Genomic DNA, 26,782 nt, shown 5'->3' with positions numbered 1-26,782 from the left:
TGTCGGGGCAAACACGCAAAAAATATGCCATAGCGCTGCGTTTAGCCACGCGTGAAGGACACCGAAGCCAGCTGCCCGGCCTCATCCATCACCACCAGCTGATAACGACCGGGCTCGCGCAGCACCAGCGAGGCGCTGCTTTTTCCCGCAGCAAGCTCCACCGGCTGCCCGTTTAAAAACCACCAGCGCTGCGTACCCTGCCCGCCCTGCACCGCCACCGGCAGCAGCAATACGACCTTACCGGGCAGCGGCTGCACGCGCTGGCCATTGATCACGCCGGTCACCAGCAGCGGCGCGCTGTCCCCCTGATTCAGCGGCGGACAGGTCGCATCCACCGGCGGCAGGCGCTGCGCCCGCCGTTCGCCCGGTGGCAGCCACGGCTCTAGCGGCAGCGGCCACATCACGCGTTCCCGGCTTTGCGCATCCGGACAATCCGCCGCCACGCGCAGCCCTTTGCTGTTTTGCCAGAAGCGCTGGCGTAAGCCATTGACGCCCTCCTGACCCGGCGCCAGCAACGTTGGCGGCACGGTCTGATTTAACACCCAGCTATAACGCCGCTGCCGGCAGTTCTCGTCGCCGGCGGGCAATGGCTGGCCGCCGGGCCAGCAGATACTGACGGCGCTGACCGTCGCCGGGCGCGGATCGCCGGGCACGCCGCGCGCCGGCAGGTGTCCCGCCAGCAGGTGATTAACCTGCTGCATCACCGGCACCGCCGATGCGTAACCGAACTGGCCGGCAACCGGCGTGGCATCCGGCCTGCCCACCCAGACGCCAATCAGATAGCGCGGCGTGATACCGACGCTCCAGGCGTCGCGATAGCCGTAGCTGGTGCCGGTTTTCCACGCCAGCGGCACGATATCGGCGACCGCCCCGCTGGCGGCAGGCTGTGCCTCACCGGCGAGAATGCGGCGCACAATCCACGCCGCGCCGGGCGACAGTAACGGGCGCTGCAGCAACGGCTGCTGTGGCAGCCAGCGCAGCTGTGCAGCATTACCGTGGCGGGCAAAGGCGCTGTAGGCGGCGACAATGTCGTCCAGCCGCGCGCCGGTGCCGCCCAGCACCAGCGACAGATTCGGTTCACCGCCCGCCGGAAAGCGCAGATTCAGGCCGACGTTGCGCAGCCGCGCGGCGACGTTTTTCGGTCCAAGCGCCTCCAGCAGCTGCACCGCCGGCAGATTGAGCGAACGCTGCAGCGCTTCACTGGCGCTGACCGGGCCGTGAAAGCCGCTGTCGAAATTGCCGGGACGATAGTCACCAAAGCGGCGTGGCACATCCTGCAGCAGCGATTCGCCATGAATCAGGCCATCATCCAGCGCCATGCCGTAGACAAACGGCTTGAGCAGCGATCCCGGCGAACGAACGCTGGCAATCATATCCACATGGCCAAAGCGGCTATCGTCATTGAAAGACACCGAGCCGACGTAGCCGCGCACCTTCATGGTGCTGTGGTCGACAACCAGCAGTGCCAGCGAGGTGCGCGGCGGCAGCCGGGTTTGCAGCGACGCAGCGAGGTTCTCCAGTTCACGCTGCAGCGACACATCCAGCGTGGAGGTAATTTTGCTGTCGGGCGACAGCGACAGCAGCCGGCGCGCCAGCAGCGGTGCCAGCTGCGGCAGCTGGCGCGGCGGCAGCCATACCGGCTCCTGTTTGATTTCGGCGACGGTATGCGCCGGCCACACCTGATACTGCGCCAGGCGATCCAGCACTTTATTGCGGGCAGCTTCAGCGCGCTGCGGCCAGCGGTCCGGGCGCAAACGGCTGGGTGCCTGCGGCAGCACCGCCAGCAGCGCCGCCTCGCCGCGGGTAAGCTGCGACGCCGGTTTGCCCAGCCACATCCAGCTGGCAGCGCCGACGCCCTCAACCGTGCCACCAAACGGGGCGCGGTTGAGATACAGCGTGAGGATCTCGCGCTTCGACAGATGCCACTCCAGCTGCAGCGCGCGCCACGCCTGCACTACTTTGCCACGCAGGGTACGCGGCTGCGGATCAATCAGCCGCGCCACCTGCATGGTCAGTGTGCTGCCGCCGGAGACAATGCCGTGCTGCAGCAGGTTTTGCCCGACGGCGCGCACTATCGCCAGCGGATTAATGCCGGGATGGTGCCAGAACCAGCGGTCTTCGTAGGTCAGCAGCGCCTCGATATAGGCCGGTGACACCTCGTCCAGCGTCACCGGATAGCGCCACACACCCTGTCGATCGGCAAAGCGCCACAGCGGCGTGCCATCTTCCGCTACCACCACCCGCGCCGGCTGTAACTGGCGCAGCGGCAGCGGATCGAGCCGGTCCAGCAGCCATACTGCGCCCACCAGCAGCAGTAACAGCAGCGCCAGCCCGCACAGGCGTGGGTGGCGCTGCGTCACGGGCGCTTAACGCACATGAAGTTTTTCCGGCGTGGTGCCGATGGCGCGCCACGCGGGCACATACATCGACTCCACCTGCGGTGGCGGCAGACGATAACTGCCCGGCGTCACCGCGCGCGCCAGATACAGCAGCGTGCCGGGCGTGTAGCCATCCAGCGCCAGCGCGGCGACAAAGCGGTCGTCGCGGAACTCAAGATGTTTGATGTTGGCCTGCTGCATGTCCATCATGCTCTCTTTCAGCGCATCGGCACTGTCGCCCAGGCTGGCGCTGCTGTCGCTCAGGTTTTGATTTTCCAGCTCCAGTCCGGCCGGCAGCAGATCCACCACCAGCGCATCGCTGACGCGCTGACTGGCGCCCACCTTCAGCCGCACCACCAGCAGCTCGCCGCTCTTAAGGTTATTGAGATCGGCCGGTTTGCCGTCCAGCGTGAAGTATTCGCGACTGATGCTGAGCACGTTGCTGACCGGTGACGGCGCAGTGCGCGGATAGCCGACCACATTGAGCGTGCCGTACAGCGGCGACGGTGTGTCGCTGGTCACCGTCAGGCCCTGCTGCAACTGCTGCGCGCTCAGCCCGAGACTCAGCGGCCGATCGCTGCGCAGCGGCTGGTCCTGCAGCGTGGCCTGCCAGGTCTCACCCTGATGCTGCTGCAGCGTCCGCGCGGCGAGGAACAGCGCATTGTTCTCCTGCGTAGAGAACCAGCGCTGCCCGTGCAGCGTTTGCGCCAGTTCAATCAGCAACGGCCCCTGCTGCTCCGGCAGCAGCTGATTTTCCGTCAGCAGCGCCAGCGTCAGCGCGCGGTCACGCAGCGGGCTGCCGTAATCGCCCAGCCACATGTCAGGCTGGCGTTGCAGCGCGATGCCCTGCATCAGCGCCAGCTGCGCGCGCTGCGTATCGCCCATCTGCTGCAACGCCACACCAAGCTGCACCAGCGCCAGTCCGGACTTCGCCTGGGCGCGTTGGTCATACAGCGCCCGCAGCGCGCCGAGCGGCGCCTGCTGCTGACGCGCCAGCACCAGCCCCGCGTAGGCCTGCACGCTAAAACGCAGCGCATCGGCATCGCTGCTCCAGCTGGTTTCGATTTGTGCCGGATCCTGCAAATAACGCAGCAGGCGCTGGTCGGCGCGATTAATCACGCCCTCCGGCACGCTGTAGCCCGCTTCGCTGGCGCGCAGCAGGAAGTCATTGACGTAAGCGGTGAGCCAGAACTCCTCACTGCTCTCTTTGCTCCACAGGCCAAAGCTGCCGTTACCGCGCTGCATGCCGGCCAGGCGCGTAATGCCGGTGTCAATTGCCGCGCGGCGCGCCTCATCACTGCTGGTTTTGATGCCCATCGCGCTGAGCTGGGCGTGATTGGTGAAGAGTGAAGGCCAGATGCCGCTGGCGGTCTGCTCCAGACAGCCATAGGGATAAGCGTAAAGCTGGCTGATGTAGCTGGCGATATTCAGCGGCGGCTGAGAACTCAGCGACAGCTGGCCGCTCAGCGTGCCAGCCTGCAGGCCGTTGAAAGCGCTTGCCATCACCTGCCAGCGCTGCCCGCTGTTCATTACGTTATCGAAACTCAGGGTTTGCGCCGGATAAGCCGGACGCACGCCAATCTTCCAGCGGCGCACGCTCGGTGCCAGCGTCTCGTTCGGCAGACTCAGCCCCGAAACGGTCACCTGCACGTCGCCCTCACCAAAACCGTCCTGCGCTTTAACCGGGATCGCCAGCGTGGTTCGCGCCCCTTTCGCCAGCTGCACCCTGGCCGGGATTTGCCCGTTGAGTGCAATCAAGCCGCTGGCATTAACCGTGACGTTCAACGTTTGAGGTTGATCGGTGAGGTTGGTCAAATCCAGCGCCAGTGTTGATTGATCGCCGCTGGCAAGAAAGCGCGGCGTCGCCAGTTCGCTTACCAGCGGTGCGGCGACCACCAGTTTACGATCTGCCGCGCCGAAACTGTCTTCGCTCCACACCTGCGCCATCAGCCGCAGCTCGCCGTTGAAGGCTGGTACCGGCAGTTCCAGCGTGCCCTCGCCGCTGGCATCCAGCGTCACCGGTTGCAGCTGCTGCGCCACAATCTGCGCCTCGGTGACCGGCTTTTTACCGCCGCGCGACAGCGCATCGGCATCATCCCCGTCACCGCCAAAACGCAGCGCCGCCAGTTTGCCACCGCCCTCAATCAACTGCCCGAATACGTCATATTGATCGGCGTTGTAGCGCTTGCGGCCAAAGAAGCCGTTCCACGGATCGGGGGTGGCATAGTCGGTAATGCTCAGCACGCCGCTGTCCACCGCCGACAACAATACCTGCACCTGCTGCGGCAGCGCACCGCCCTCGCGGCGGGCTTTAACCTTGACTTGCACGGTTTGTTCCGGCCGAATCCTGTCCGGTGCCTCAAGCGCCAGCGTCAGGCGGCGCGCGGCGGTTGCCATCGGCAGATGCAACAAGCCGACCGCGCGTTTTGGCGTGGTGCCGTTCGCTTTGTCGCCGTCGCGCACCACAATCGCGCTGAGATACAGATCGTGGCGCTTCCACTCCGCACTGACTGGCACATTAATGGTTGCGCCGCCCGCCGGTACATCCAGCGGTTGCCACCACAAGGTGCCGCTGCTCGACTCCACCAGCAGATAGCCTTTGCCGGCCGCCGGGGATTCCACCGTGACACGTGCGGTGTCGCCGGGTTGATAGGCGGCTTTGTCGATCTTTAGTTTGACCTGATCCGGACGCAGCGCGCCGGTGCCGTTGGTGTTGTCCTGCCACCAGTAACCTGCCTGGAAACGCACGCTGCTGACGATGTTGTCACCAGCATGCACTTCAAGACGATAGGTGCCCCACTCCACCGGGAAGCTGACTTTCTGGCTGCCGCCCGCCGCAATGCTGATGCGCTGCTGCTCTTCCTGCAAATCTTTTTCATCGTAACGTGACTGCCAGCCTTCGCTGTCAGAGAAGCTCCAGAAGTAGTCGCGACGTTCGTGGATCAAACGCACATCAAGGTCCTGCGCCGCCAGCTTTTCGCCCTGCGCATTGGCGTACACCACGTCAAATTCGGCGAGGCTGTTTTCCGGCACGGTTGGCTCGTCGTTATAACGATCGGTGCGATAGTCGTACACCGATTCGCTGTTAAACAACGGACGTATGCCCGGCAGCGCGGCCGCAGGCCAGATCGCTTGCGTGGCGCGGCGCGTTACCGGACGACCGCCGGTCTCCAGCAGGCTGGCCTGCAAAATCAGGTTGAGCGGAGAGTGGCTCTCCGCCCAGCTGCTTTCGACCCTGAGCTGCAGCCTGCCGCTGTCGTCCAGCTTTTCATCCACATCATCAAGGCTACGTTTCAGTTCCTCAGTGATGTCGCCAAACTGATAACCTGGCAACGCAGCGACCGCTTCACGCGCCGGACGCAGGAACAGCTGGCCCTGTAGTTCGTTGCCTGCCGCTGGCGCGCCATACAAATAACGACCTTCAACATCAAAGGTGACGTTGGCATCTGGCGACAGGGGCTGAGCGTTGCTTTTAAGCGACAGCGCCATCCGTTCGGGCAGGAAATCTTCTACATTGAACGGCCAGCTGCGCGGCTGGTTGTCGCCGCTGTTAATACGTAGCGTCCATTTACCGGTCATCGCCGAGGCCGGTAAGGCAAAACGTTGTTGATAAACGCCGTTCTCTGGCTGCCAGACGAAGGTTTGTGCCACTTCACCATTCGGCTGCACCACTTCAGCTTTCACCGGCTGCGGCGGCAGTGGTTTGCCATCGGCATCGCGCAGCAGCGCATTAACGATGACCGTTTCGCCGGGGCGATAGAGATCGCGCGGGCCAAAAATGAAGAACTGTTTGTCGTAGCCTTGCGGGCCATCAATCGGGAATTCGGCCAGATCCAGCGCCGGGCGATTAAGGTCGATGAGCGAAGTCTGGCCCTTACTGGTCGCCAGCAGCAGCTTGCCTTTGGCGTTAGCCGCTAAACGCAGATGCCCCTCGCTGTCGCTGCTGCCGCTCGTCAGCTGTTGGCCTTTTTCATCCAGTAGCTGCACGCTGACATCCGCCAGCGGATCGCCACTGGCGAGGCTTTGTGTAAACAATTCCAGCTGGGTGGGAAAACGGTGCAGCGACAGCCCAATGTCGCTCAGGGTGAACAGCGTGGCCGGTTGCGTGTAGTTGTAGGTGCCGGCCTGTTTCATCACCGCCAGATAGACACCCGGCTGTTTCAGCGCCGCGACGTCGCCGAGCGGCAGCTGCATTTTTTCCCGCGTATTGCGTGCCGGGTTGAGATCGAAGCGGCCGCTGTAAACCAGATCGGCGTTTTTCAGCAGATCGCGCGATTCCCAGTACGACAAATTGTTGCCGTAATTCCACTGGGCGAGAAAATCTGCCAGTGAGGCATTTTTCACCCGGAAGAAATCAACATCGATCTGGTTAACGTTGAGCGCCAGCACCGGCAGTCCCTGCGCCAGGCGCAGCGGCAGCAGCGAGCCACGACTGGCGAAACCGACCATCGGCTGGATGTCGCGCGTGGTGAGTGTCTGGCTGAATGGGCTGGCTAAGGCACCACCATCCGCGGCCTTCAGGCCGGCATTGACGGTGACAGTGAGCTTGCGCGCCGGCTGCGGATGGCGGAAGCGCAGCACTTTGCCGTTCTGCGCCAGCTCCCAGCCTCCGTCGACCTTGCCGCTGCTGTCATCGGTGAGGCTGATCCAGTGGTTGAAATCCTGCTGACCGTCGAGCGCGCGGTTAAAGGTCAGTACCAGCGCCGCCGCGCCGTCCAGCTGCAGTTCGGACAGGTCGATCACCGCAAGAGCGCGTGTCGCGGCCTGCGGCGCAGGCGTATCAGCCGCCTGCAGCGACGGCTGCGCGCCGCCCAGTAATGCGCCGCCGATCAGCACGCTGAACAGCAGTCGTTTTACACATCTTGCCATGGTAATTCCCTCACCAGCCCCAAAAGGTTAAACGTGTTGTGCTGCGCAATTTCACATCAAGCCGCCAACTTTAGCAATGTTACCCTTGAGATAGCCTTCACATTCCCGGACACTGGGCCTTTGCCGCTGATGGAGAAGAGGTTGCTATGACAGCCATGTTTGTGTCCGCTGATTGGTTGAATGAACATTACCACGAAGAGCGTTTGCAGGTGCTGGATGCCCGCATGCTGCCGCCAGGTCAGGAAGCGGTGCGCGATATCACGGCGGAGTATCTGGCCGGGCATCTGCCGGAGGCGCCTTTTTTCAACATCGAAGCGCTGTCCGATCACACCAGCCCGTATCCGCATATGATGCCGCGCGCAGAGACCTTTGCCGTGGCGATGCGCGAGCTGGGCATCAGCCAGGATAAACATCTGGTGGTGTACGACGAAGGCAATCTGTTCTCCGCGCCGCGCGCCTGGTGGATGCTGCGTGCCTTTGGCTGTAAACAGGTGTCGATTCTGGCGGGCGGCCTGCAGGGCTGGAAAGCCGCTGGCTTCAGCCTGGCTACCGGTCCGGTAAATCTGCCTGAAGGCGAGTTCGACGCGCAGTATGACAGCAGCCAGGTAAAGCGCCTGACCGATGTCCTGCTGATCAGCCACGAGGGCGGCGCGCAGATTGTCGATGCGCGCGCGGCCAACCGTTTCAATGCCGAAGTGGATGAGCCGCGTCCCGGCCTGCTGCGCGGCCATATCCCGCACAGCCTGAATATGCCGTGGAACGATCTGGTGGCCAACGGTGAGCTGAAACCGGCCGCCGAACTGCGCGATCTGTTTGCAAAGGCAGGCATTAAGCTGGATCAGCCGATTGTCGCCAGTTGCGGCTCCGGCGTGACGGCGGTGGTGGTGATTCTGGCGCTGACCGCGCTTGGCGTGCGTGATGTGACGCTGTACGACGGTTCGTGGGGAGAATGGGGCAGCCGCGACGATTTACCGATTGAGAAATAAGTGTATCCGGTCGCCGTAAGGTGCGCGTTGTCGGATGTTGTGCACATTTATCCGGTCGCCGTAAACGGCGACCCTACATGTAGGGTGCGCATTTATGCGCACCTGGGTGAAATCGGTGCGATTTTGATGACGCATTTATGCGCACCTGGGTGAAATCGGTGCGATTTACCGGCGCACTGATGCGCATCGGCACTAAATAATCCGCTGGCTGCCTTTGAAATCGCGCAGGAAGCTGCCCCAGCGGCGCTCATAAAACGGCGTAATGTGCGCGGTGAAGAAATGGCTGACACCCTGCTCGTTGCTGACCACTTCACAGATATCAATCGGCGCGTCATCGGGCAGCGTATCGGTCGCCACGCTGCCGGCCGCCTGAATAATCGCATCAATATCGCTGTCGGCTTCAATCCCAATCAACAGATTCGCCTGTTCATCGGCACGCTCACGAATGCTGGCAACGTAGGCGCGACGCACCTGTTTGTATTTCGCAAACAGCTGGGTCAGCGAATCGATCATCTGCGCTGGCGGCTCGGCCACTTCGGACAGCAGCAATGCATGACCGCCCTCCAGCACCGTTTGCTGGCTCAGCGCACTGCCCTCTTCGCCCAGCAGATGCGCGATCTCGCCGGGTGAAAATTCTTTGCCGGCCGGCAGTTTTGGATTGAGGAACAGCGTTTCGCCCAGCGTCATTTCAAACAGCGTGCGCGTCGGTAAACGCAGGTACGGCTGCTCACCCTGGATAGCTTCGCTCATCGCTGCTTCTGAGGTAAAGAAAGGGATCACGCTGCCGCCGCCCTCTTTCTCCCAGTGCTGTAATTCTACCGGCGAGGTGGCATCAAACTGCTCCGCGGGACTTTCGCCCGGCACCCAGACATCGGCCTCCAGCAATAGCTGAAAAAATTCCGGACGGTGCGCAGGCTCGGTGGCCGCCAGCTTCAGCACCTCTTCAAGACGGTTACTCATAAGGGATAGGCTTCCAAAAAAGACGGCAGGTTGCAGCCTGCCGTTGTCGGGATTATTTCAGTAACAGATTGGCAATGGTACGCACGCCAAGGCCAGTCGCACCGGCAGACCACTGATCGACCGCGCTTTTGCGATAGGTCGCAGAGCAGTCAATGTGCAGCCAGCCCTGCTGATAGTTGCTGACGAACCATGAGAGGAACGCCGCCGCGCTGCTGGCGCCCGCTGCATGTGCCGCGCTGGCGATGTTATTCAGATCGGCGAAATTGGACGGCAGGTGGTTGCGGTGAAACTCGGCCAGCGGCAGACGCCAGAAGGCTTCATTCTCGCTGGTGGCGCTGCCCAGCAGCGACTCCGCCAGCACGTCGTCAAAGGTAAACAGCGCATGGTAATCGTTGCCCAGCGCGGTTTTCGCGGCACCGGTCAGCGTGGCCGCATCAATCAGCAGCTGCGGACGCTGTTCGCTGGCGTCGATCAGTCCATCGGCTAGCACCAGACGCCCTTCGGCGTCGGTGTTCATCACTTCCACCGATTTCCCGTTGCGATAGCGGATGATGTCGCCGAGGCGGAACGCGTTGCCGCTTACCATGTTATCGGCGCAGCACAGGAACAGCTTCACGCGCTTATCCAGGCCGCGCGCAATCGCCAGCGCCAGCGCACCGGTTACCGTTGCCGCGCCGCCCATATCGGATTTCATCGAATCCATGAACGCGCTCTGCTTCAGGCTGTAGCCGCCGGTATCAAAGGTGATGCCTTTGCCCACCAGGCAGGCGTACACCGGTGTGCTGTCGTCGCCGCCGGGGTTGAAGTCCAGCGTCAGCAGCACTGGCGGGCGCGTCGAGCCGCGGCCTACGGTATGAATTCCGGCATAGCCCTGCTCACGCAGATCCTCACCTTTGATGATGCGATAGCTCACCGCATCACCGCCTACTTCGCTGATCAGATCGATGGCACTGTGCGCCAGCTGCTCCGGACTCAAATCTTCCGCAGGCAGGTTGATGGTGTCGCGCACCCAGTCAACGATCTTCAGGCGCCGATCGAATTCGGCCTGATCGGCCTCACTCAGCGTCGGCCATTCGACCTGACGCTGGCCTTTCGGGCTGCGGAAACCCTGCCAGAACGCCCAGCATTTCTCCAGATCCCAGCCTTCGCCGCTCAGCGCGACGTGGCGAATGCCCTGACCGTCCAGCTTGCGTCCGGCACGTTGAATGCTCATCAGCGCATCGGCACCGGTCAGGTGAACGGTCATGCCACTTTCATTGCTGCTCAGCAAGGCTTTCTCGCCCCAGCGCGCATCTGCGGCCTGGGAGCTGAGCGTAATCGTCATGGGTTGTGTTGTCATCGCGTGGCTCCGTTTGCGTTTGTTATCCCTGCACACTGACCGGCGCAGGGCGAAAATTTAGCGGGAAGTGGCCGGCGTCAGCGCCCGTAAGCGCGTTACCGCCTTATGTACCACCCCGATGGCATAATCGATCTCTTCCTGCGTGGTAAAGCGACCCAGCGAAAAGCGCAGCGAGCTGTAAGCCAGCTGCTGATCCACGCCCATGGCGCGCAGAACGTAGGAAGGTTCAAGGCTGGCAGAGGTACAGGCGGATCCCGACGACAGCGCCAGATCTTTCAGCGCCATGATCAGCGATTCGCCATCGACGTGGGCAAAACTGATATTGAGGATATTCGGCGCGCCCTGTTGGAGTGAACCGTTGAGCTGTACGTCGCTTAGCGTGCTGATGCCCTGCCACAGACGATGGCGCAGCGTAGCCAGGCGCGCACTCTCGTCCGCCATCTCTTCGCGCGCGATGCGATAGGCTTCGCCCATGCCGACAATCTGGTGCACCGGCAAGGTCCCCGAACGCATGCCGCGCTCGTGACCACCGCCGTGCATCTGCGCGTCGATCTGCAGTTTTGGTTTACGCCGCACCCACAGCGCGCCGATGCCTTTCGGCCCGTACAGCTTGTGCGCTGAGAACGACATCAAATCCACCGGCAGCGCGCTGACGTCGAGCGGCAGTTTGCCCACGCTTTGCGTGGCGTCCACGTGGAACAGGATGTCGCGCGCGTGACACAGCGCGCCCAGCGCGGCGATGTCCTGAATCACGCCGGTTTCATTATTGACGTGCATCAGCGACACCAGCACGGTGTCGTCGCGCAGTGCCGCCTCCAGCATCGCAGGCGTGACGATGCCGTCCGCGCCGGGCTGCAGAAAGGTGACGTCAAAGCCTTCGCGCGCCAGCTGAGCACAGCTGTCGAGCACCGCTTTGTGTTCGGTCTGACTGGTGATGATGTGTTTACCGCGCGCCTGATGCTGCTGCGCCGCGCCTTTGAGCGCCAGGTTATCGGCTTCGGTGGCACCGGAGGTAAACACGATTTCGCGTGGATCGGCGTTGATCAGTTCGGCAACCTGGTTGCGCGCCACGTCAACGGCCTCTTCAGCCTGCCAGCCAAAACGGTGGGAACGGGAAGCGGGGTTACCGAAGGTGCCATCCAAAGTGAGGAACTGCATCATTTTGCTGGCGACACGCGGATCCGCAGGCGTTGTCGCTGCGTAATCCAGGTAGATCGGTAATTTCATTGCGCTAAAACTCCGTATAAAAAATCATACGTCTTTATAGCACGATTCAGCCTCTCCTGGGTTAACAGCAGAGGCTGAACGGGAGAGGATCAGGCGCGCAGATTGACGTTGATGGTTTCCTGCACGCGATGCTGCTGGAAGCGACGGTTATCAACGCTGTTCTGGCGATCGGCCACGTCGAGGATCTCCTGGTTATTCACCAGTTCCGCCAGCGTGATGTTGTTGAGGAAATCGCTGATGCGCTCGCTCAGGTCGCGCCACAGGACGTGGGTCAGGCAGCGCTCGCCGCCCTGGCAACCCTCTTTACCCTGGCATTTGGTGGCGTCAACGGATTCGTCCACCGCGGTGATCACCGCACCAACTGCAATCGCGCCGGCGTCTTTGCCTAACAGATAACCGCCACCCGGACCCCGCACGCTGGCCACCAGACCGTGCTTACGCAGACGCGAGAATAACTGCTCCAGATAGGAGAGCGAAATGCCCTGACGCTCTGAAATATCGGCCAGCGGTACCGGGCCCTCGTGCGAGTGCAGGGCAACGTCCAGCATAGCGGTTACGGCATAACGTCCTTTGGATGTCAGTCTCATAGCATACAACCTCGTAAGCGTCCGCCAGCGAGTCGGCGGGTTATCTGAAGAATGGAGGCCAGTCTGACATTCCCGAGTATTTTGGTCAACTATTTAACCGAGTATTTCGCTCAACTATTTAACCTGGTGTTTTACTCAACTATTACCCTTGTCGTTTTTGGGTTTTTCAAACGACGACAGCATGCCGCGCAGAATGTTGAGTTCGTCGCGCTCCGGACGCGCACGGGTATAGAGGCGACGCAGTTTGCTCATCACCTGGCTCGGTGTGCCCTGGCGGATAAAACCGCTGTTCAGCATCATCTGTTCGATGTGCTGATAGAAGCGCTCCAGATCGTCAACCAGCGGATACGGCGAGGCTTCGTACTGGGGCTGCGGACTGGCTTTCTCCTGCGCGTCCAGCCACGCCATGCGCACTTCATAGGCGATAATCTGCACCGCCATCGCCAGGTTGAGCGAGCTGTACTCCGGGTTGGCCTGAATGGCGACATGATAGTGGCACTTCTGCAGCTCTTCGTTGGTCAGGCCCACGCGCTCGCGGCCAAACACCAGCGCCACCGGCGCCTGCTGGCCCTCTTCCACGCTTTTGATGCCGCATTCACGCGAGTCAAGCATCGGCCACGGCAGCGAGCGCGAGCGTGCGCTGGTGCCCACCACCAGGCTACAGCCGGCAATCGCCTCATCCAGCGTATCGACGATCTTCGCCTCACCGATCACATCGCTGGCACCGGCAGCCAGTGAAATGGCCTGCGAGTCCGGTTTCACCAGCGGATTGACCAGATACAGGTTGCTTAAGCCCATGGTTTTCATGGCGCGGGCAACGGAACCCATGTTGCCGGTGTGCGAGGTTTCTACCAGTACGATTCGGATATTTTGCAGCATAATAGATAGCGATAAGGAAATGATGGCGCGCATCCTAACATAAAAGCAGGACATTTGCTGAACACCCTGATATACTCCGCGCCGTTTTCACCCCGTTCTTTAACATCCAGTGAGAGATACCGATGCATCCGATGCTCAACATCGCCGTGCGCGCAGCGCGCAAGGCCGGAAATTTAATTGCCAAGAATTATGAAACCCCGGACGCCGTCGAAGCCAGCCAGAAAGGCAGCAACGACTTCGTTACCAATGTTGACCGCGACGCAGAACGTCTGATTGTCGAAGTGATTCGCAAATCCTACCCGCAACACACCATCATCACCGAAGAAAGCGGTGAGCTGGCGGGCGACGATCAGGATGTTCAATGGGTAATCGATCCACTGGATGGCACCACCAACTTCATCAAACGTCTGCCCCACTTTGCTGTTTCTATCGCCGTGCGCATCAAAGGCCGCACCGAAGTGGCGGTGGTTTACGATCCAATGCGTAACGAACTGTTCACCGCTGTACGCGGTCAGGGCGCGCAGCTTAACGGCTATCGCCTGCGCGGCAGCACGGCGCGTGACCTCGACGGCACCATTCTGGCTACCGGCTTCCCGTTCAAGCTGAAGCAGCACGCTACGCCGTTCATCAACATCGTGGCAAAACTGTTTACCCAGTGCGCTGATTTCCGCCGTACCGGCTCTGCTGCGCTGGATTTGGCCTATGTGGCCGCAGGTCGCGTTGACGGTTTCTTTGAGATTGGCCTGAAGCCATGGGATTTCGCTGCCGGTGAACTGCTGGTGCGTGAAGCGGGCGGTCTGGTGACCGATTTCACCGGTAACCACGGCTATATGCTGTCTGGCAACCTGGTGGCCGGTAACCCGCGTGTGGTGAAGGCGATGCTGGCAAGCATGCGCGAAGAACTGAGCGAAGCGCTGAAGCGCTAAGCAAAAAAGGCGGCTAAATCAGCCGCCTTTTTTATTACCGACTTTATTACCGACGCTCGTGGGTTAACACGGTGCGCGGCTGGGTACGCCGACCGACACCACCGAGGACCGCCGCCAGCACCGCCTCGATCAGCATCATGAAGAAGGCAAACCAGCTGGCTTTCGCCGTTGCCGCCGCGGCTTTCTCTGCGGCTTCACGCGCTTTCTGCTCCGCTTCCTGCTTCAGCTGCTGATATTTCTGCATCGCCTGTTGATAGCTCTGCTCAGTCTGATTAACGATCTGCTCCGCTTCCTGATCGCTTTTTCCGGTCCGCGCTTTAATAATGTTTTTCAGCGCATCGCGGTCTGCCGCCTGCAGCGTATCGGCATGGCGACTCAGTACACCACGGATCCAATTGGCAATATCATTGTCGGCATTCTGTGGATTCTGTGCCGTCTGTTTCGCCTGGTTTTGCGCATTATTCGCTTCGCTATTTACATCCTGCTGTAAATTTTCCGGCTGCAGTTCCGGTTTGCCGGTCTGACGCAGCGTGGTTTGCAATTCATTTTGCAAATCATCCAGGTTGATATTATTTTCCTGCAGCTTCTCTTTCGCCATATTGGTCACCGATGGCGCTACTGCAGAAATACCGTTACCCAGGGCATTAAAACCGGAGCCTAAAATATTAAAGGCGCCGCCGATAATACCGCTGGCAAGTGAAATCGCCAGCCACAGTGTAATCAGGGTACTGACACCAAACATCAGCAGACCGTGCAGCGCACCTTCGCGCTGAGCCAGCCGTCCGGCAACGTAGCTACCGACCGCCAGCGCAATCAGCATGCTGGCCCCGGTCCAAATCAGCGCCCCGGTCCCGAGGTGTTCCAGCGGATTTTGTTCCTGCTGGGGATCGATGGTCGTGGCACCGATTGCGGTTCCCAGCAGCCCCAGTAAAATATGAATGATTAATGCCGCAATCACCCCTGCAAATACGGCACTCCAGGAAATGCGTTTCAACGGTAAACCGCCGTGCGTTTCCACCACCGTTTCCGTGCTGCCATTATTAGTCCAGGTTTCAGGCATATTTATTTCCTCACAAACATTGACGATAAAGAGTAACGCATATAAGAGCACACCCTGTCCTTTTTGATATTATCTAGCGTAGACAGAGAAAACTCTTTTCACCAGATCGTCGGGCAAGAGAAATTAAACTCTGCGTCGCGGGCAAAAAAAAACGCAGCATATTCAGGGAACATGCTGCGCTTATTTTTTAAAGCGTATTAATTAAAAAGGACGCAGACCGCCACCGAAGCCGGGCGTAGCACTGTGCCATAAAATAAAGCCGGCCAGCAGCAACAGCAGGCTGCCAGCCAGCATCACGGCCGGCAACAACCATTGCGCTGCCCCTGTGCTGCTGACCCTGCCGAGGCGCACCGCCAGCACGCGCGAGCGCTGCACCAGCAACCCCAGCAGCGACACGGTGAGCGCGGTGCCCAGCGCCATGGTCAGCGCCGAGGCCACGCCCCAGCCATACACGCCAATCACTTTGGCAAACAACAGCATCATGATGGCACCGGAACAGGGCCGCAGCCCCATCGACAGCACCACCAGCGCCTGGGTTTTGCCGCTCACCGCACCGGCCAGCTGTTGCGCGCTCGGCAGGTGGGCATGACCGCAGCCGCAGTCAGCATGGTGCTGATGATGCGGTCGTACCGCGCGAATCTGGAGCCCGGTTGCCGGACGGAACGCGCGGCGTAACCCCTGTAGCGCGCGCCAGCCCACCCAGACGCCGAGCGCCATCACCAGCAAATAGCTGCCTTTCTCCAGCCAGTAACTGGTGAGATGCAGCTGGCGCGACGAGGTTTGCAGCACTACCAGCATCAGCGTCACCAGAGCAATCGCCACCGTGCCCTGCAACAGCGCCGCCAGCAGCGTCAGCTTCATGCTGGTTTGCAGCTGCGCCGGATGGGTAGCGAGAAAGGTGCTGATCACCACTTTGCCGTGGCCCGGCCCCAGCGCATGCAGCACGCCATAGGCAAGGCTGAACAGCATCAGCGTGACACCGGCCTGCTGCGGCTGCTGCGCCACCTGTTGCAGGAGCTGCGTCATCTCGCGGTGCAGAACCTTCTGCCACAGTACGCTTTGCAGCAGAATCTGCGGCCAGTGCAGCCACAGCATCCCGCCCGAAGAAATTAGCAGCGCAGCCAGCAGCCACAGCGGCCACCAGCGACGGGAAGCGCCAGGCAGTGAAATCAACGACATGTCAGGGTTACCGTCTGGGCAAACTGCTGGCCGAGATCCATATCCTCGGGCGGTGCGTCAGCTTTATCCAGCGACAGCGCGTACTGTTTTAGCGAGTCATCCGGTTTGGGCGTGTGTAAGTCAAACTGGCAATGGGCTTTCACGGTCTCATCCATGGTGATGGCTTGCGGATTGTCATAATACATATCAACAAAGTAACTGGGATCGAAGGTCTGGATGCGGTACTGCCTGGCGCTTAACGACTGCGGTTCGCCGAACGGCACAATGAACTCCAGCACTGCTTTGTTGCCCTTGCGCGACAGCTGATACTCCTGCGGCAGGTTGAGAAATTTCACCCGATTTTTATCCTGCCACACTTCGGTAAAATAGTGCTGGCCCAGCACATTGGCCATTACCTGTGCCGCCAGCTTTTTCCACACCACCTCGCCGGGTTTGGCGTTGCCGGCATCGTACAGCAGATCGGCGGAGGTGATTTCATCCATGGTCCATACCATCTTCATCGCGCTGAGATGATCGTCCTTACCGAGCAGTTCGATCTGCATATCAATAAAGCTGTGTGGATGCGCCCACACGGCGCCGCTGAACAACAGCGTAAAGCTAACGAGCGCAATTTTCATATGTTATAAAGTAACAAATTTTAAAGTCAGAAGGATACCGGGCCAGAAAAAACTGTGACCCGCCCTGAAGCTCTGAACAAAAGTCATGACAAAGGCCAGGGTCAGCGCGCGGAGTTGGCTATTCTTAGCTGAAAAATGACCTGCGGATAACACGATTGATGAGTTCAGCGCATTCTACTGCTCCCCTCTTCAGCCGCGCCCAGCGTCGTTGCCATCTGCTGTTGCTGCTGTTTCTGCCTGCTCCCGCGTTAACGCTTGAAAAGCTCTGCCAGTTGAATGGCGTGGACCCTGTTGTCGCCCGACAGGATATCGCGGATGTCGGAGATGAGATACAGCGCTTTCACCAGCTGGAATTACACCAGATGGTGGATGGCAGCTTTCGCATTCATGGCACGGAACTGGACCGGCGTCTGTGCCTGCTGCACTGGCTGCGCCGCGCGCTGCGCCTGTCGCAGGATTTCGTCTGCACGCATTTTGCGCCGGCACTGCGCCAGCGGCTGAAGGTGCTGAAAATTGAGAAAGCGCTGTGGGATGAAACCAATCTGCAGGCGCTGATCCAGCATTGCAGCCTGCGGCTGGCGCGCGATTTCACGCCTCGCGACCGGCTGTTTCTGCAAATCTTCATGAAATATGCGCTGTGTCAGCGTCAGACGGCGCTGTTCAGCGAGCGCCAGCGCGCCTGGCTGGCGGCGAAGATCGAACGTAGCGCAGCGGATGACGTGATCCATCACTGGCAAAAACGTTGCCATCTGGCACCGGACGTCAGCGAAACCGATTTCTGGACGCTGCTGTTCAGCCTGATTCATGCACCCGACGGCAGCCAGCTGGCGGACAGTCAGGCACACAAGCTGATGGCCGCGGTGGAAGCGCTGATCGCCCGCTTTGAGCAACTGGCGCAGACGCGTATCAAAAACCAGCAGCAGCTGAAGCTGCAGCTCTATACTCACCTGGCGCAGGCGCTGGATCGCAGCCATTTTGCCATTGGCATTGATAACAGCGTGGCGCTGGACGTGGCGCGTCTCTATCCGCGCCTGCTGCGCACCACGGCGCGCGCGCTGCAGCACTTCAGCAGCGATTTCGGCACGCAGTTTAGCGCGGAAGAAGTGAGCCTGGTGGCGGTGCAGTTTGGTGGCTGGCTGATGCAGGAGAGCGCGCTACAGGAGAAACAGGTGCTGTTACTGACCGGCGCTGACGCAGCGCTGGAACAGCTGCTGGAGCAGCAGCTGCGGGAAATGATGCTGCTGCCAATCAATATTACCTATCAGGATATGCTGCACTTTCAGCGTGAAGGCGCACCGCGCGATGTGGCGCTGGTGGTGACGCCCTACGCCACCGCCCTGCCGCTCTACTCGCCGCCGCTGATCCACGCTGAGCTGCCGCTGAGCGATCACCAGCAGCAGCGCATTCGTCAGCTGCTGGAGTCTTAAGCCGCGCGTGGCCGCAGGAACAGCGCCGGCAGCGCCACCAGCGCCATTACCCAGAACAGCTGGCCGTGCAGGTGGGTAAACAGCACGCCGCACACCATCGTCATCACCGCGATGCCGCCGCCCATTGCCAGCGCCGAATAGAGCGACTGCAGACGAATCACTTCTGCGCCTTTACGCGCGGCAATAAAGCGCATCGCCGCCAGATGGCAGATGGTAAAGCTGCCGCAGTGCAGAATCTGCGCCACAATCAACAGCGGTAGCGCTGTGCTGGCACCCAGCAGCGTCCAGCGCACCAGCGCGCACACGCCGGACAGCAGCAGCAGATCGCGCGCGCTCCAGCGGCGAAACAGCCGGTTACTCAGGGCAAAAATCACGATTTCGGCCACCACGCCCAGCGACCACAGATAACCGACCACCGAGGCCGAATACCCTGCTTCCTGCCACCAGATGGCGCTGAAGCTGTAATACGCGGCGTGTGCGCCCTGCATCAGCGTTACGCACAGCATGAAACGCCAGACGCTGTTCTCGCGCAGCAGGTCGCGCCACGCCGCCCAGCCACCGCTCGCGCCCTGGCGTAGCTCACCCTGCGGTCGGGTTTGTGGCGGCAGCAGCATGCCGGACAGCATCGCCAGCGCGCCTGCGCTTAGCAGCAGCAGAATCACCTGCGATGACCAGGCGCTGACCAGCATACCGGTAAGCGCCGAGCTGATAACAAACGCCAGCGAGCCCCACAGCCGTACCGGACCATAGGCCAGCCCGATTTGCTGTGTCCAGGTGGCCGCCAGCGCATCACTCAGCGGCACCAGCGGCGAGAAGAACAGGTTAAAACCAATCATCACCAGCAGCAGCCATAGCCACTGACCGCCCAGCCAGAAACCGAGCGCGAACAGACAGGTCACCAGCGCCAGCAGGCGCAGCGCAACAATCAGCTGCGCTGGATTTTTCACCTGCGAAGCAATCAACAGGCTGCCGGCAAAGCGCGCCACCATGCCACAGCCGAGCAGCAGGCCAATTTTTTCCGCATCCAGCCCGTTGCCTTTCAGCCACACGCTCCAGAACGGCAGATAGATGCCATAGCAGAAAAAGTAGGTGAAGTAGCTCAGTCCCAGCCACCTGGCCGATCCGATGGTCATGTTTCCTCCTGTTGACGCTCCGCCGTGCGCGGAATGGCCGCTACTTTCTCAAAGCCGCCTGCGAAAGGGAATAAAAAAAGGATGGCTTGCGCCATCCTTCTTCACACTGCGGGTTTAGCGCTTATCAGGCATAAACCGGCAGACGGGCACAGATATCCAGCACTTTCTGTTTGGTGCGCTCGATAGTGGCTTCGTCGTTGATATTGTCGAGAACGTCAGCGATCCAGCCCGCCAGTTCGCGCACTTCCGCTTCTTTGAAGCCGCGACGGGTCACTGCTGGCGTACCGATACGCACACCGGAGGTCACAAACGGGCTCTTCGGATCGTTAGGTACGCTGTTTTTGTTCACGGTGATGTTGGCGCGGCCCAGAGCGGCATCCGCCTCTTTACCGGTCAGCCCTTTGCTCACCAGATCGATCAGGAACAGGTGGTTGTAAGTACCGCCTGAGACGATGTTGTAACCACGCTCCAGCAGCACTTCCACCATCGCTTTGGCATTCTTCGCGACCTGCTGCTGATAAGCCTTGAACTCCGGCTCCATCGCTTCTTTGAACGCGACGGCTTTACCGGCGATAACGTGCATCAGCGGGCCGCCCTGACCACCCGGGAACACCGCGGAGTTCAGTTTCTTGTACAGCTCTTCGTCGCCGTTTTTCGCCAGGATCAGGCCACCACGCGGACCGGCCAGCGTTTTGTGCGTGGTCGAGGTCACGATGTGCGCGTGTGGTACCGGGTTCGGGTACACATCAGCAGCGATCAGACCGGCAACGTGGGCCATATCAACAAACAGCCAGGCGCCGATGCTGTCGGCGATTTCACGCATTTTTGCCCAGTCGCACACGCCAGAGTAAGCAGAGAAGCCGCCCACGATCATTTTTGGCTTGTGGGTCTGCGCCAGTTCGGCCAGCTCTTCGTAATTGATTTTGCCGGTTTCATCGATGCCGTAAGGGATAACGTTGTACAGTTTACCGGACAGGTTGACCGGCGAACCGTGGGTCAGGTGACCACCGTGTGCCAGGTTCATGCCCAGAATGGTGTCGCCCGGCTGCAGCAGCGCGGTATACACCGCGAAGTTAGCCTGGGAGCCGGAGTGCGGCTGCACGTTAGCGTAATCCGCGCCGAACAGCGCTTTGGCGCGATCGATCGCCAGCTGCTCAACGATATCCACATATTCACATCCGCCGTAGTAGCGTTTGCCCGGATAGCCTTCGGCATATTTGTTGGTGAGCTGTGAACCTTGCGCCTGCATAACGCGTGGGCTGGTGTAGTTTTCCGAAGCAATCAGTTCAATGTGCTCTTCCTGACGCACCTTCTCCTGCTCCATAGCCTGCCACAACTCGGCATCATAATCGGCAATGTTCATATCACGCTTTAACATCCGCATCTCCTGACTCAGCAACTTTTTAACGGCAGTTTAAGCCCCGGCTGGGGGCGAAGGCCAACAGTGTAAACGGTTTTGCCAGGGGACGGTAGCGCCAATCTCCTCTTTTTACGCAAACGATTGGCAAGGCGCTGGCACGGGATTTTTACGCTTTTTAGCCGGGGAAGAAAACCGGATATTTGTTCATCAGCAGCGGGAAAATTTTTCAGCTTTGCGCGCCCGCCAGCAGATTGGCACTCGTCACCCCAGACAAAACGGGGGATTTACAGTGCGCGGCAACAGGCATAACATGCATTTAAAATACATGTTTAAAATTACTCTGAGGATCAGCCCATGCTTGACGCACAAACCATCGCCACCGTGAAATCTACCCTGCCCGCGATTGCTCAACTCGGCCCGCAGCTGACCGGTCACTTTTATCAGCGGATGCTGACGCAGCATCCCGAGCTGAAGAACGTGTTTAACATGAACAACCAGCGCAGCGGCAATCAGCGTGAAGCGCTGTTTAACGCGATCTGCGCGTACGGCAGCAACCTGGAAAATCTTGAGGCGCTGCTGCCGGCGGTGGAGAAAATTGCGCAGAAGCATGCCAGCCTGAATATTCAGCCGGCGCAGTACGCGATTGTCGGGGAAAACCTGCTGGCGACGATTAAAGAGCTGCTCAATCCAGGCGATGAAGTACTGGCGGCGTGGGGCAAAGCCTATGGCGTGCTGGCTGAGGTGTTTATCCAGCGTGAAGCAGCGATTTACCGTGCGTCGGAAGAAAAGGTCGGCGGCTGGCGCGGCGCGCGCGATTTTCGTATCCGTGCGATTACCGCGCAGAGCTCGGTGATCAAAAGCATTGAGCTGGTGCCGAATGATGGAGAGCCGGTGGCGGACTTCCTGCCCGGCCAGTATCTGACCCTCAGTCTGCGCCCGGCGGACAGCGACTACATTCAGCACCGCCAGTATTCGCTGACGCATCTGCCGGATGGCAAAGCCTATCGCATTGCAGTGAAGCACGAAGCGCAGGGCAGCGTCTCCGGCTGGCTGCATCAGCATGCGAAGGTCGGCGATATCGTGCAGTGCGCCGCGCCGGCCGGGGATTTCTTCCTGCAGGCAGCAGCGCAGACGCCGGTGACGCTGATCTCAGCAGGCGTCGGGCAAACGCCGCTGTTAGCCATGCTGGCCAGCCTGGCGGAGCAGCAGCATTCGGCCGCGGTATGCTGGCTGCACGCCGCCGAAAACGGCGCGCAGCACGCGTTTGCTGATGAGGTCGCGGCGCTGGGCGCGCAACTGCCGCGCTTTAGCCGCCACGTCTGGTATCGCCAGCCGCAAGCTGACGATGCGGGACGTTACGACGCGCAGGGTCTGATGGATTTAGCCACCGTCTCAACCGCACTGACCCAGCCCGAGGGTGAGTTCTGGATTTGCGGCCCGCTGGCGTTCATGCAGTTTGTTGCGCGCCAGCTGACTGATGCCGGCATCAGCGCCGACCGTATCCACTACGAAGTGTTCGGTCCGCACAAAGTGCTGTAAATGAAAAAGCCTGCACGCGGCAGGCTTTGTGTCTGGTGAGGAGCGAAGGGCTCAGATGGCCTCTTCGTCTTCCTCGCCGGTACGAATACGCACGACGCGCGCCACGTCAAAGACAAAGATTTTGCCGTCGCCGATTTTACCGGTCTGCGCGGTTTTCATGATGGTTTCTACGCAGGTATCGACGATATCATCGCCCACCACCATCTCGATTTTCACTTTTGGCAGAAAATCGACCATGTATTCGGCACCGCGATACAGCTCGGTGTGGCCTTTCTGACGTCCGAAGCCTTTCACTTCGCTAACCGTCATCCCGGTGATGCCCACTTCCGCTAAGGCTTCACGCACATCATCGAGTTTGAATGGTTTGATAATTGCATCGATCTTTTTCATCACAGATCCTTTTTTCGCTCCCTCCATGATGGACGGGTAACTATGAGTATAAGTGTTCCTGACGCTGCCGCAGCAAGCTACTCTTTAAATTCGCTGGCGTCCAGTTCGTGGCGCGACAGCAGCTTATAAAACTCGGTACGGTTGCGTCCAGCCAGACGCGCCGCATGCGTCACATTACCTTTGGTCATCTGCAGCAGTTTGCGCAGATAGTTAAGCTCAAACTGGTTGCGTGCTTCGACAAAGGTCGGTAGCGCCGTGTTCTCGCCAGCCAGCGCCTGCTCTACCAGCGCGTCACTAATTACCGGCGACGTAGTAAGCGCCACGCACTGCTCAATCACGTTGACCAGCTGGCGCACATTTCCCGGCCAGCTGGCACTCACCAGCCGTTTCATCGCATCGACCGAGAAGCTGCGCACAAACGGTTTGTGGCGATCGGCCGACTGGCGCAGCAGATGGTTGGCCAGCAGCGGGATGTCTTCGGCGCGTTCGTGCAGTGCCGGGATCCTGAGATTCACCACGTTGAGACGATAGTAGAGATCTTCGCGGAAGCTTTTCTTCTCCATCGCCTTCGGCAGATCGCGGTGCGTGGCAGAGATGATGCGCACGTTGATGTCGAGATCGCGGTTGCTGCCCAGCGGGCGCACTTTGCGCTCCTGCAGCACGCGGAGAAGTTTTACCTGCAGCGCCTGCGGCATGTCGCCAATCTCATCGAGAAACAGCGTGCCGCCTTCCGCCGCCTGAAACAGCCCTTCGCGCGCACTTACGGCACCGGTGAAGGCGCCTTTGGCGTGGCCAAACAGCTCCGACTCCAGCAGCTGTTCCGGCAGCGCGCCGCAGTTGATGGCAATGAAAGGTTTGCCGGCGCGAGGGCTGGCAGCATGAATCGCCTGCGCCAGCACCTCTTTGCCGGTGCCGCTCTGGCCGTTAATCAATATACTGACGTCAGATTGCGCCACCATGTGCGCCTGCTCCAGCAGCCGCAGCATCAGCGGATTACGCGTGACGATCGCTTCGCGCCAGCCGTCGTCGCTGACCGGCGCGCGCTGCGCCAGCGCTTCGTCAATCGCTTTGTATAGCGCATCGCGATCGACCGGTTTGGTCAGAAAGCTGAACACGCCCTGCTGCGTGGCGGCTACCGCGTCCGGAATCGAGCCGTGCGCGGTCAGGATGATGACCGGCAGTCCGGTATGGCGCTTCTGGATTTCAGCAAACAGCGCCAGGCCATCCATTTCATCCATGCGCAGATCGCTGATCACCAAATCGACTTTCTCTTTCTGCAGATGACGCAGGGCTTCCGGCCCGCTGGCCGCGGTCGCTACCTGATAGCCTTCACTGCTGAGACGCATACCGAGCAGCTTGAGTAAGCCCGGATCGTCATCCACCAGCAGTAAGCGTGCGGCCTGTTTCATGGTTACTGCTCCTCGCTTTGGGCATCGCTGGCACCGTGTGTGCTGTCGCCGCTGTCCGGCGCTTTGCGCGATGACAGCTGACGCTCGATGTCAGTCAGTCGCTGCAATTTACGCTGGGTATCGTCCAGCGTTTGCCGCAGTTGCGTTTGCTGCTGACGCAGGCGATCCAGTTCGGCGTCATTGCTTTGCTGCAGCGCGGCGTAGCGGCCGCGCGCCTCGCTCAGCTCCAGCTGCGCGGCCTGGTTACTGCGCCACAGCTGCAGCAGCGGACGCACCGCCGCCGGATAATCCGCGCTATAGCTGTCGAGCGTATCAACGTACTGACGGCGCTCCACCGGCGTCACGTTGCCGTTCGCCAGCAGGATGCCCTGCTTAAAGGCGCGCGCCCAGTTCTGTACCGGCCAGCGCCGCGCTTCCGCCCGCGCTTCGGCCGCCGACAGCCGCTCACCGCAGTCGATAGCGCGCTGCCAGTATAGTGGATTGCTCATGGCCGCCGGTGCTTCAATCTGCCAGACATTCTGGCAATCGGTGGCCAGATAATCCGCCAGGCGCACGTCCGGCTCCGGCAGGTTCACCGCACCGCGCGGCGTACTGCTCTGGGGAGGCGCCTGACAGGCGCTCAGGCCGATGGCGATCAGTGCGCCGACGAGAAATCGGCTGGATGTGAGTTTCATTAATCAGGCATTCCCGGCGCTGGTAGTCAAAATGATACGAAAACAGACGTCCGCGTCCGTGCGCGTGACCAACTGCAAATCACCCTGCATCCTGCGCAGGCAATCTTTGGCGATGCTTAATCCCAGCCCGCTGCCTTTTACCGGCCCTTTGCGCTGCTGGCTCCCCTGATAAAAGGGCTCAAAGATCATCGCCTGCTCTTCAGCCGGAATCGGCGTGCCGGTGTTGGCCACCTCAATCCACACCTGGTTGCCCTTCTGCTGGCTCTGCAGCCAGATGTTACCGGATTCGCTACCGTAGTTCACGGCGTTCGAGTAGAGGTTATCAATCACCCGCTGCAACAGCGTCGGTTCCGCCAGACAATAGCGGGCCTGCAGATCGATATGCGTGTGCATCTGGCGCGCGCTGGCGGGCAGTGAGTGCACCCTGACGACGCTATCAATGATAGCGTCGATAGCCACCGGTTCCAGCCGCAGCGGACTCTCCGCCAGCCGGCGATTGTAGTCGAGCAGCTGTTCAATCAGCCGCTGCAGATGACGGCTGCTGGTATCGAGAATGGCGACAACTTCCTGCTGCTCCGCATTGAGCGGGCCGGCAACCTGGTCGGCCAGCAGTTCGGTGCCTTCGCGCAGGCTGGCCAGCGGCGTTTTGAGTTCGTGCGACAAATGGCGCAGAAACTCATGCCGCTGCGCTTCCAGCCAGCTAAGACGTTCGCTGAGCCAGACAATGCGCTGTCCCAGCGAGCGAATTTCGCGCGGCCCGCGAAAGCTGACGCTATTGCCCAGCGTTTTGCCCTCGCCCAGCCGGTTAATCATGCGTTCGACGCGCTTAACCGGGCCGATAATCATGCCGGTGAACAGCAGCACCAGCACCAGACTGATCAAAAACAGTATCAGCGCCTGCCAGCCAAAAAACTGGCCGCGATCGGCAATTTCGCGCTGCAGCTGCAGGCCGCGTGAAAATACCACTTCACGCGTGGCCTGCACCATGCGGGTGTTGGCGGCGGAGAATGCCTCCAGCGCGCTTGCCGCCGGTGCCAGCAGATTGCCGTTATCACACTGCAGCTTTTCCAGCTGCGGCAGCGCGCTCTGCAATATTTTGAACGTTGGCAAATCGGGCAGGCTGGCGGCATGGCTGCTGAGCATCTGGCCATAGCGGCTCCACTGCGTTTGATACAGGCGTGCCAGACTGGCATCGCCCAGCACGCAATACTGGCGATAGCTACGCTCCAGCTCCAGCGCCGTACGCGCCATCGCCTCGCTGCGACGCACGTCGGTGAAGGTGTTGCGGTTAGTGTCCGCCGCCTGATTACTCAGCGCTGACAGACTTTCCCACGCCTGCCATGCCAGCACCAGCAGCGGCAGCAGCACCAGCAGAAAGGCCATTAATACCAGTTGCCGCAGGGATCGGGGAAACAGACGCCATCTCTTCACAACCGCGCTTCCTTTGAGGTGAGTTGCAGGCATGCTAGCGAAGTCCGGCAAGGTTAGAAAGGCTGAAAACGAAAACGGCAGGCCTTTTGGCCTGCCGTGAGAGCGACGCCGCAGCATCGCCTGCAAAATAGGTGGAGCCTAACTCAACGTTGCGTCCGGTGCTTGATAACGTTGCAAAGCAAGCGATTATCGGTTGGGTGGACGGCAGGCTCCGTTTGGTGCGTCATTCGATATTTTATGAGCTCAACCGCAGTGCGGGGCAATCATAGACAGGAGAATGAGCAACGTAATGAGTATAGCAACTATCGTGCCAGAAAATAAATAGCCTTGTTAATCAGCACACTGCCAGCTCAGAGAGGGAATTAACGACGCTTTCGGACCGGCTGGTCTGGAAAAAGTGTCGCCGATTAGC

General features: G+C 60.2%; 20 protein-coding genes. 4 read left to right on the top strand and 16 right to left on the bottom strand.

Annotation, left to right across the window (positions count from 1 at the left end; genetic code table 11):
• Positions 1 to 41 precede the first annotated feature (41 nt).
• Both pbpC and C1N56_RS05070 read right to left on the bottom strand, forming a co-directional pair.
• Positions 42 to 2,360 carry a peptidoglycan glycosyltransferase PbpC gene (gene pbpC, locus C1N56_RS05075; protein WP_394517200.1) on the bottom strand — a complete coding sequence of 773 codons (2,319 nt, stop codon included), beginning with the start codon at positions 2,358 to 2,360 and terminating at the stop codon, positions 42 to 44.
• A 6-nt stretch (positions 2,361 to 2,366) separates the two neighbouring features.
• On the bottom strand, positions 2,367 to 7,247 hold the full coding sequence (locus C1N56_RS05070; protein WP_394517199.1) for an alpha-2-macroglobulin family protein: 4,881 nt from the start codon (positions 7,245 to 7,247) through the stop codon (positions 2,367 to 2,369).
• A gap of 146 nt (positions 7,248 to 7,393) precedes the next feature.
• Here C1N56_RS05070 and sseA point away from each other — a divergent pair, with 146 nt between their 5' ends.
• The gene (sseA, locus tag C1N56_RS05065) at positions 7,394 to 8,233 is read left to right on the top strand and encodes a 3-mercaptopyruvate sulfurtransferase (protein WP_394517198.1); all 840 of its coding nucleotides are present in this window, start codon (positions 7,394 to 7,396) and stop codon (positions 8,231 to 8,233) included.
• A 192-nt stretch (positions 8,234 to 8,425) separates the two neighbouring features.
• On the opposite strand, the gene sseB is transcribed toward sseA, so the two are convergent.
• The 5 genes from sseB to trmJ form a co-directional block, all read right to left on the bottom strand.
• A complete protein-coding gene (sseB, locus tag C1N56_RS05060; protein ID WP_058758294.1) occupies positions 8,426 to 9,193 on the bottom strand; it encodes an enhanced serine sensitivity protein SseB in 768 nt (255 codons plus the stop codon).
• A 52-nt stretch (positions 9,194 to 9,245) separates the two neighbouring features.
• Positions 9,246 to 10,532 (bottom strand): aminopeptidase PepB, encoded by a 1,287-nt coding sequence (gene pepB / locus C1N56_RS05055; RefSeq protein WP_058758293.1) that lies wholly within the window; start codon positions 10,530 to 10,532, stop codon positions 9,246 to 9,248.
• A gap of 57 nt (positions 10,533 to 10,589) precedes the next feature.
• Entirely contained in the window at positions 10,590 to 11,759 is a 1,170-nt protein-coding gene (locus C1N56_RS05050; protein WP_058775653.1) for an IscS subfamily cysteine desulfurase, read from the bottom strand.
• Positions 11,760 to 11,848: 89 nt separating this feature from the next.
• Positions 11,849 to 12,346, bottom strand: coding sequence for a Fe-S cluster assembly transcriptional regulator IscR (gene iscR, locus C1N56_RS05045; protein ID WP_031279392.1), 498 nt, complete (start codon positions 12,344 to 12,346; stop codon positions 11,849 to 11,851).
• Positions 12,347 to 12,481: 135 nt separating this feature from the next.
• Positions 12,482 to 13,225 carry a tRNA (cytosine(32)/uridine(32)-2'-O)-methyltransferase TrmJ gene (gene trmJ, locus C1N56_RS05040; protein WP_031279390.1) on the bottom strand — a complete coding sequence of 248 codons (744 nt, stop codon included), beginning with the start codon at positions 13,223 to 13,225 and terminating at the stop codon, positions 12,482 to 12,484.
• 122 nt (positions 13,226 to 13,347) lie between these two features.
• Between trmJ and suhB the strand changes: the two genes are divergently transcribed.
• The gene (gene suhB, locus C1N56_RS05035) at positions 13,348 to 14,151 is read left to right on the top strand and encodes an inositol-1-monophosphatase (protein WP_058758291.1); all 804 of its coding nucleotides are present in this window, start codon (positions 13,348 to 13,350) and stop codon (positions 14,149 to 14,151) included.
• A 46-nt stretch (positions 14,152 to 14,197) separates the two neighbouring features.
• Here the strand turns inward: suhB and C1N56_RS05030 are convergent, their stop codons facing one another.
• The 3 genes from C1N56_RS05030 to C1N56_RS05020 form a co-directional block, all read right to left on the bottom strand.
• On the bottom strand, positions 14,198 to 15,211 hold the full coding sequence (locus C1N56_RS05030; protein WP_058758290.1) for a hypothetical protein: 1,014 nt from the start codon (positions 15,209 to 15,211) through the stop codon (positions 14,198 to 14,200).
• Positions 15,212 to 15,412: 201 nt separating this feature from the next.
• Entirely contained in the window at positions 15,413 to 16,390 is a 978-nt protein-coding gene (locus C1N56_RS05025) for a nickel/cobalt transporter (protein WP_394517197.1), read from the bottom strand.
• The gene (locus tag C1N56_RS05020; RefSeq protein WP_394517196.1) at positions 16,381 to 17,007 is read right to left on the bottom strand and encodes a DUF1007 family protein; all 627 of its coding nucleotides are present in this window, start codon (positions 17,005 to 17,007) and stop codon (positions 16,381 to 16,383) included. The genes C1N56_RS05025 and C1N56_RS05020 overlap by 10 nt, the downstream gene beginning before the upstream one ends.
• 158 nt (positions 17,008 to 17,165) lie before the next feature.
• Between C1N56_RS05020 and csiE the strand changes: the two genes are divergently transcribed.
• Positions 17,166 to 18,434, top strand: coding sequence for a stationary phase inducible protein CsiE (gene csiE / locus C1N56_RS05015; RefSeq protein WP_058770857.1), 1,269 nt, complete (start codon positions 17,166 to 17,168; stop codon positions 18,432 to 18,434).
• On the opposite strand, the gene C1N56_RS05010 is transcribed toward csiE, so the two are convergent.
• Together C1N56_RS05010 and glyA are read right to left on the bottom strand one after the other, a co-directional pair.
• On the bottom strand, positions 18,431 to 19,567 hold the full coding sequence (locus C1N56_RS05010) for a 3-phenylpropionate MFS transporter (protein ID WP_238561645.1): 1,137 nt from the start codon (positions 19,565 to 19,567) through the stop codon (positions 18,431 to 18,433). The two genes, csiE and C1N56_RS05010, sit on opposite strands and share 4 nt — an antisense overlap.
• A 124-nt stretch (positions 19,568 to 19,691) precedes the next feature.
• Positions 19,692 to 20,945 carry a serine hydroxymethyltransferase gene (glyA, locus tag C1N56_RS05005; RefSeq protein ID WP_021506540.1) on the bottom strand — a complete coding sequence of 418 codons (1,254 nt, stop codon included), beginning with the start codon at positions 20,943 to 20,945 and terminating at the stop codon, positions 19,692 to 19,694.
• Positions 20,946 to 21,281: 336 nt separating this feature from the next.
• On the opposite strand from glyA, the gene hmpA reads away from it, so the two are divergent.
• Entirely contained in the window at positions 21,282 to 22,466 is a 1,185-nt protein-coding gene (gene hmpA, locus C1N56_RS05000; protein ID WP_166712012.1) for an NO-inducible flavohemoprotein, read from the top strand.
• 51 nt (positions 22,467 to 22,517) lie between these two features.
• On the opposite strand, the gene glnB is transcribed toward hmpA, so the two are convergent.
• The 4 genes from glnB to C1N56_RS04980 all read right to left on the bottom strand — a co-directional run bounded on the left by glnB (position 22,518) and on the right by C1N56_RS04980 (position 26,370).
• Positions 22,518 to 22,856, bottom strand: coding sequence for a nitrogen regulatory protein P-II (gene glnB, locus C1N56_RS04995; RefSeq protein ID WP_007886217.1), 339 nt, complete (start codon positions 22,854 to 22,856; stop codon positions 22,518 to 22,520).
• Between the two features lie 77 nt (positions 22,857 to 22,933).
• Entirely contained in the window at positions 22,934 to 24,265 is a 1,332-nt protein-coding gene (gene glrR, locus C1N56_RS04990) for a two-component system response regulator GlrR (protein ID WP_125309206.1), read from the bottom strand.
• A gap of 2 nt (positions 24,266 to 24,267) precedes the next feature.
• Positions 24,268 to 24,939: a two-component system QseEF-associated lipoprotein QseG gene (gene qseG, locus C1N56_RS04985; protein WP_021506537.1), complete on the bottom strand. Its 672-nt coding sequence runs from the start codon at positions 24,937 to 24,939 to the stop codon at positions 24,268 to 24,270.
• A 3-nt stretch (positions 24,940 to 24,942) separates the two neighbouring features.
• Positions 24,943 to 26,370 carry a sensor histidine kinase gene (locus C1N56_RS04980; protein ID WP_275028227.1) on the bottom strand — a complete coding sequence of 476 codons (1,428 nt, stop codon included), beginning with the start codon at positions 26,368 to 26,370 and terminating at the stop codon, positions 24,943 to 24,945.
• Positions 26,371 to 26,782: the final 412 nt, after the last annotated feature.

The organism is Pantoea sp. SGAir0175, assembly GCF_043547855.1.
The sequence above is the reverse complement of the archived record's forward strand: the minus strand, read 5'-3'. Positions and strand labels throughout refer to the sequence as shown.

What these genes read in the sequence shown, in the direction of transcription:
- glyA (WP_021506540.1), bottom strand. Translation starts at nt 20,945, where the DNA reads ATGTTAAAGCGTGATATGAACATTGCCGATTATGATGCCGAGTTGTGG.
- C1N56_RS05030 (WP_058758290.1), bottom strand. Translation starts at nt 15,211, where the DNA reads ATGCCTGAAACCTGGACTAATAATGGCAGCACGGAAACGGTGGTGGAA.
- trmJ (WP_031279390.1), bottom strand. Translation starts at nt 13,225, where the DNA reads ATGCTGCAAAATATCCGAATCGTACTGGTAGAAACCTCGCACACCGGC.
- C1N56_RS05025 (WP_394517197.1), bottom strand. Translation starts at nt 16,390, where the DNA reads ATGTCGTTGATTTCACTGCCTGGCGCTTCCCGTCGCTGGTGGCCGCTG.
- pepB (WP_058758293.1), bottom strand. Translation starts at nt 10,532, where the DNA reads ATGACAACACAACCCATGACGATTACGCTCAGCTCCCAGGCCGCAGAT.
- csiE (WP_058770857.1), top strand. Translation starts at nt 17,166, where the DNA reads ATGAGTTCAGCGCATTCTACTGCTCCCCTCTTCAGCCGCGCCCAGCGT.
- glnB (WP_007886217.1), bottom strand. Translation starts at nt 22,856, where the DNA reads ATGAAAAAGATCGATGCAATTATCAAACCATTCAAACTCGATGATGTG.
- C1N56_RS05050 (WP_058775653.1), bottom strand. Translation starts at nt 11,759, where the DNA reads ATGAAATTACCGATCTACCTGGATTACGCAGCGACAACGCCTGCGGAT.
- sseA (WP_394517198.1), top strand. Translation starts at nt 7,394, where the DNA reads ATGACAGCCATGTTTGTGTCCGCTGATTGGTTGAATGAACATTACCAC.
- suhB (WP_058758291.1), top strand. Translation starts at nt 13,348, where the DNA reads ATGCATCCGATGCTCAACATCGCCGTGCGCGCAGCGCGCAAGGCCGGA.
- glrR (WP_125309206.1), bottom strand. Translation starts at nt 24,265, where the DNA reads ATGAAACAGGCCGCACGCTTACTGCTGGTGGATGACGATCCGGGCTTA.
- sseB (WP_058758294.1), bottom strand. Translation starts at nt 9,193, where the DNA reads ATGAGTAACCGTCTTGAAGAGGTGCTGAAGCTGGCGGCCACCGAGCCT.
- C1N56_RS05020 (WP_394517196.1), bottom strand. Translation starts at nt 17,007, where the DNA reads ATGAAAATTGCGCTCGTTAGCTTTACGCTGTTGTTCAGCGGCGCCGTG.
- C1N56_RS05010 (WP_238561645.1), bottom strand. Translation starts at nt 19,567, where the DNA reads ATGACCATCGGATCGGCCAGGTGGCTGGGACTGAGCTACTTCACCTAC.
- hmpA (WP_166712012.1), top strand. Translation starts at nt 21,282, where the DNA reads ATGCTTGACGCACAAACCATCGCCACCGTGAAATCTACCCTGCCCGCG.
- C1N56_RS05070 (WP_394517199.1), bottom strand. Translation starts at nt 7,247, where the DNA reads ATGGCAAGATGTGTAAAACGACTGCTGTTCAGCGTGCTGATCGGCGGC.
- iscR (WP_031279392.1), bottom strand. Translation starts at nt 12,346, where the DNA reads ATGAGACTGACATCCAAAGGACGTTATGCCGTAACCGCTATGCTGGAC.
- qseG (WP_021506537.1), bottom strand. Translation starts at nt 24,939, where the DNA reads ATGAAACTCACATCCAGCCGATTTCTCGTCGGCGCACTGATCGCCATC.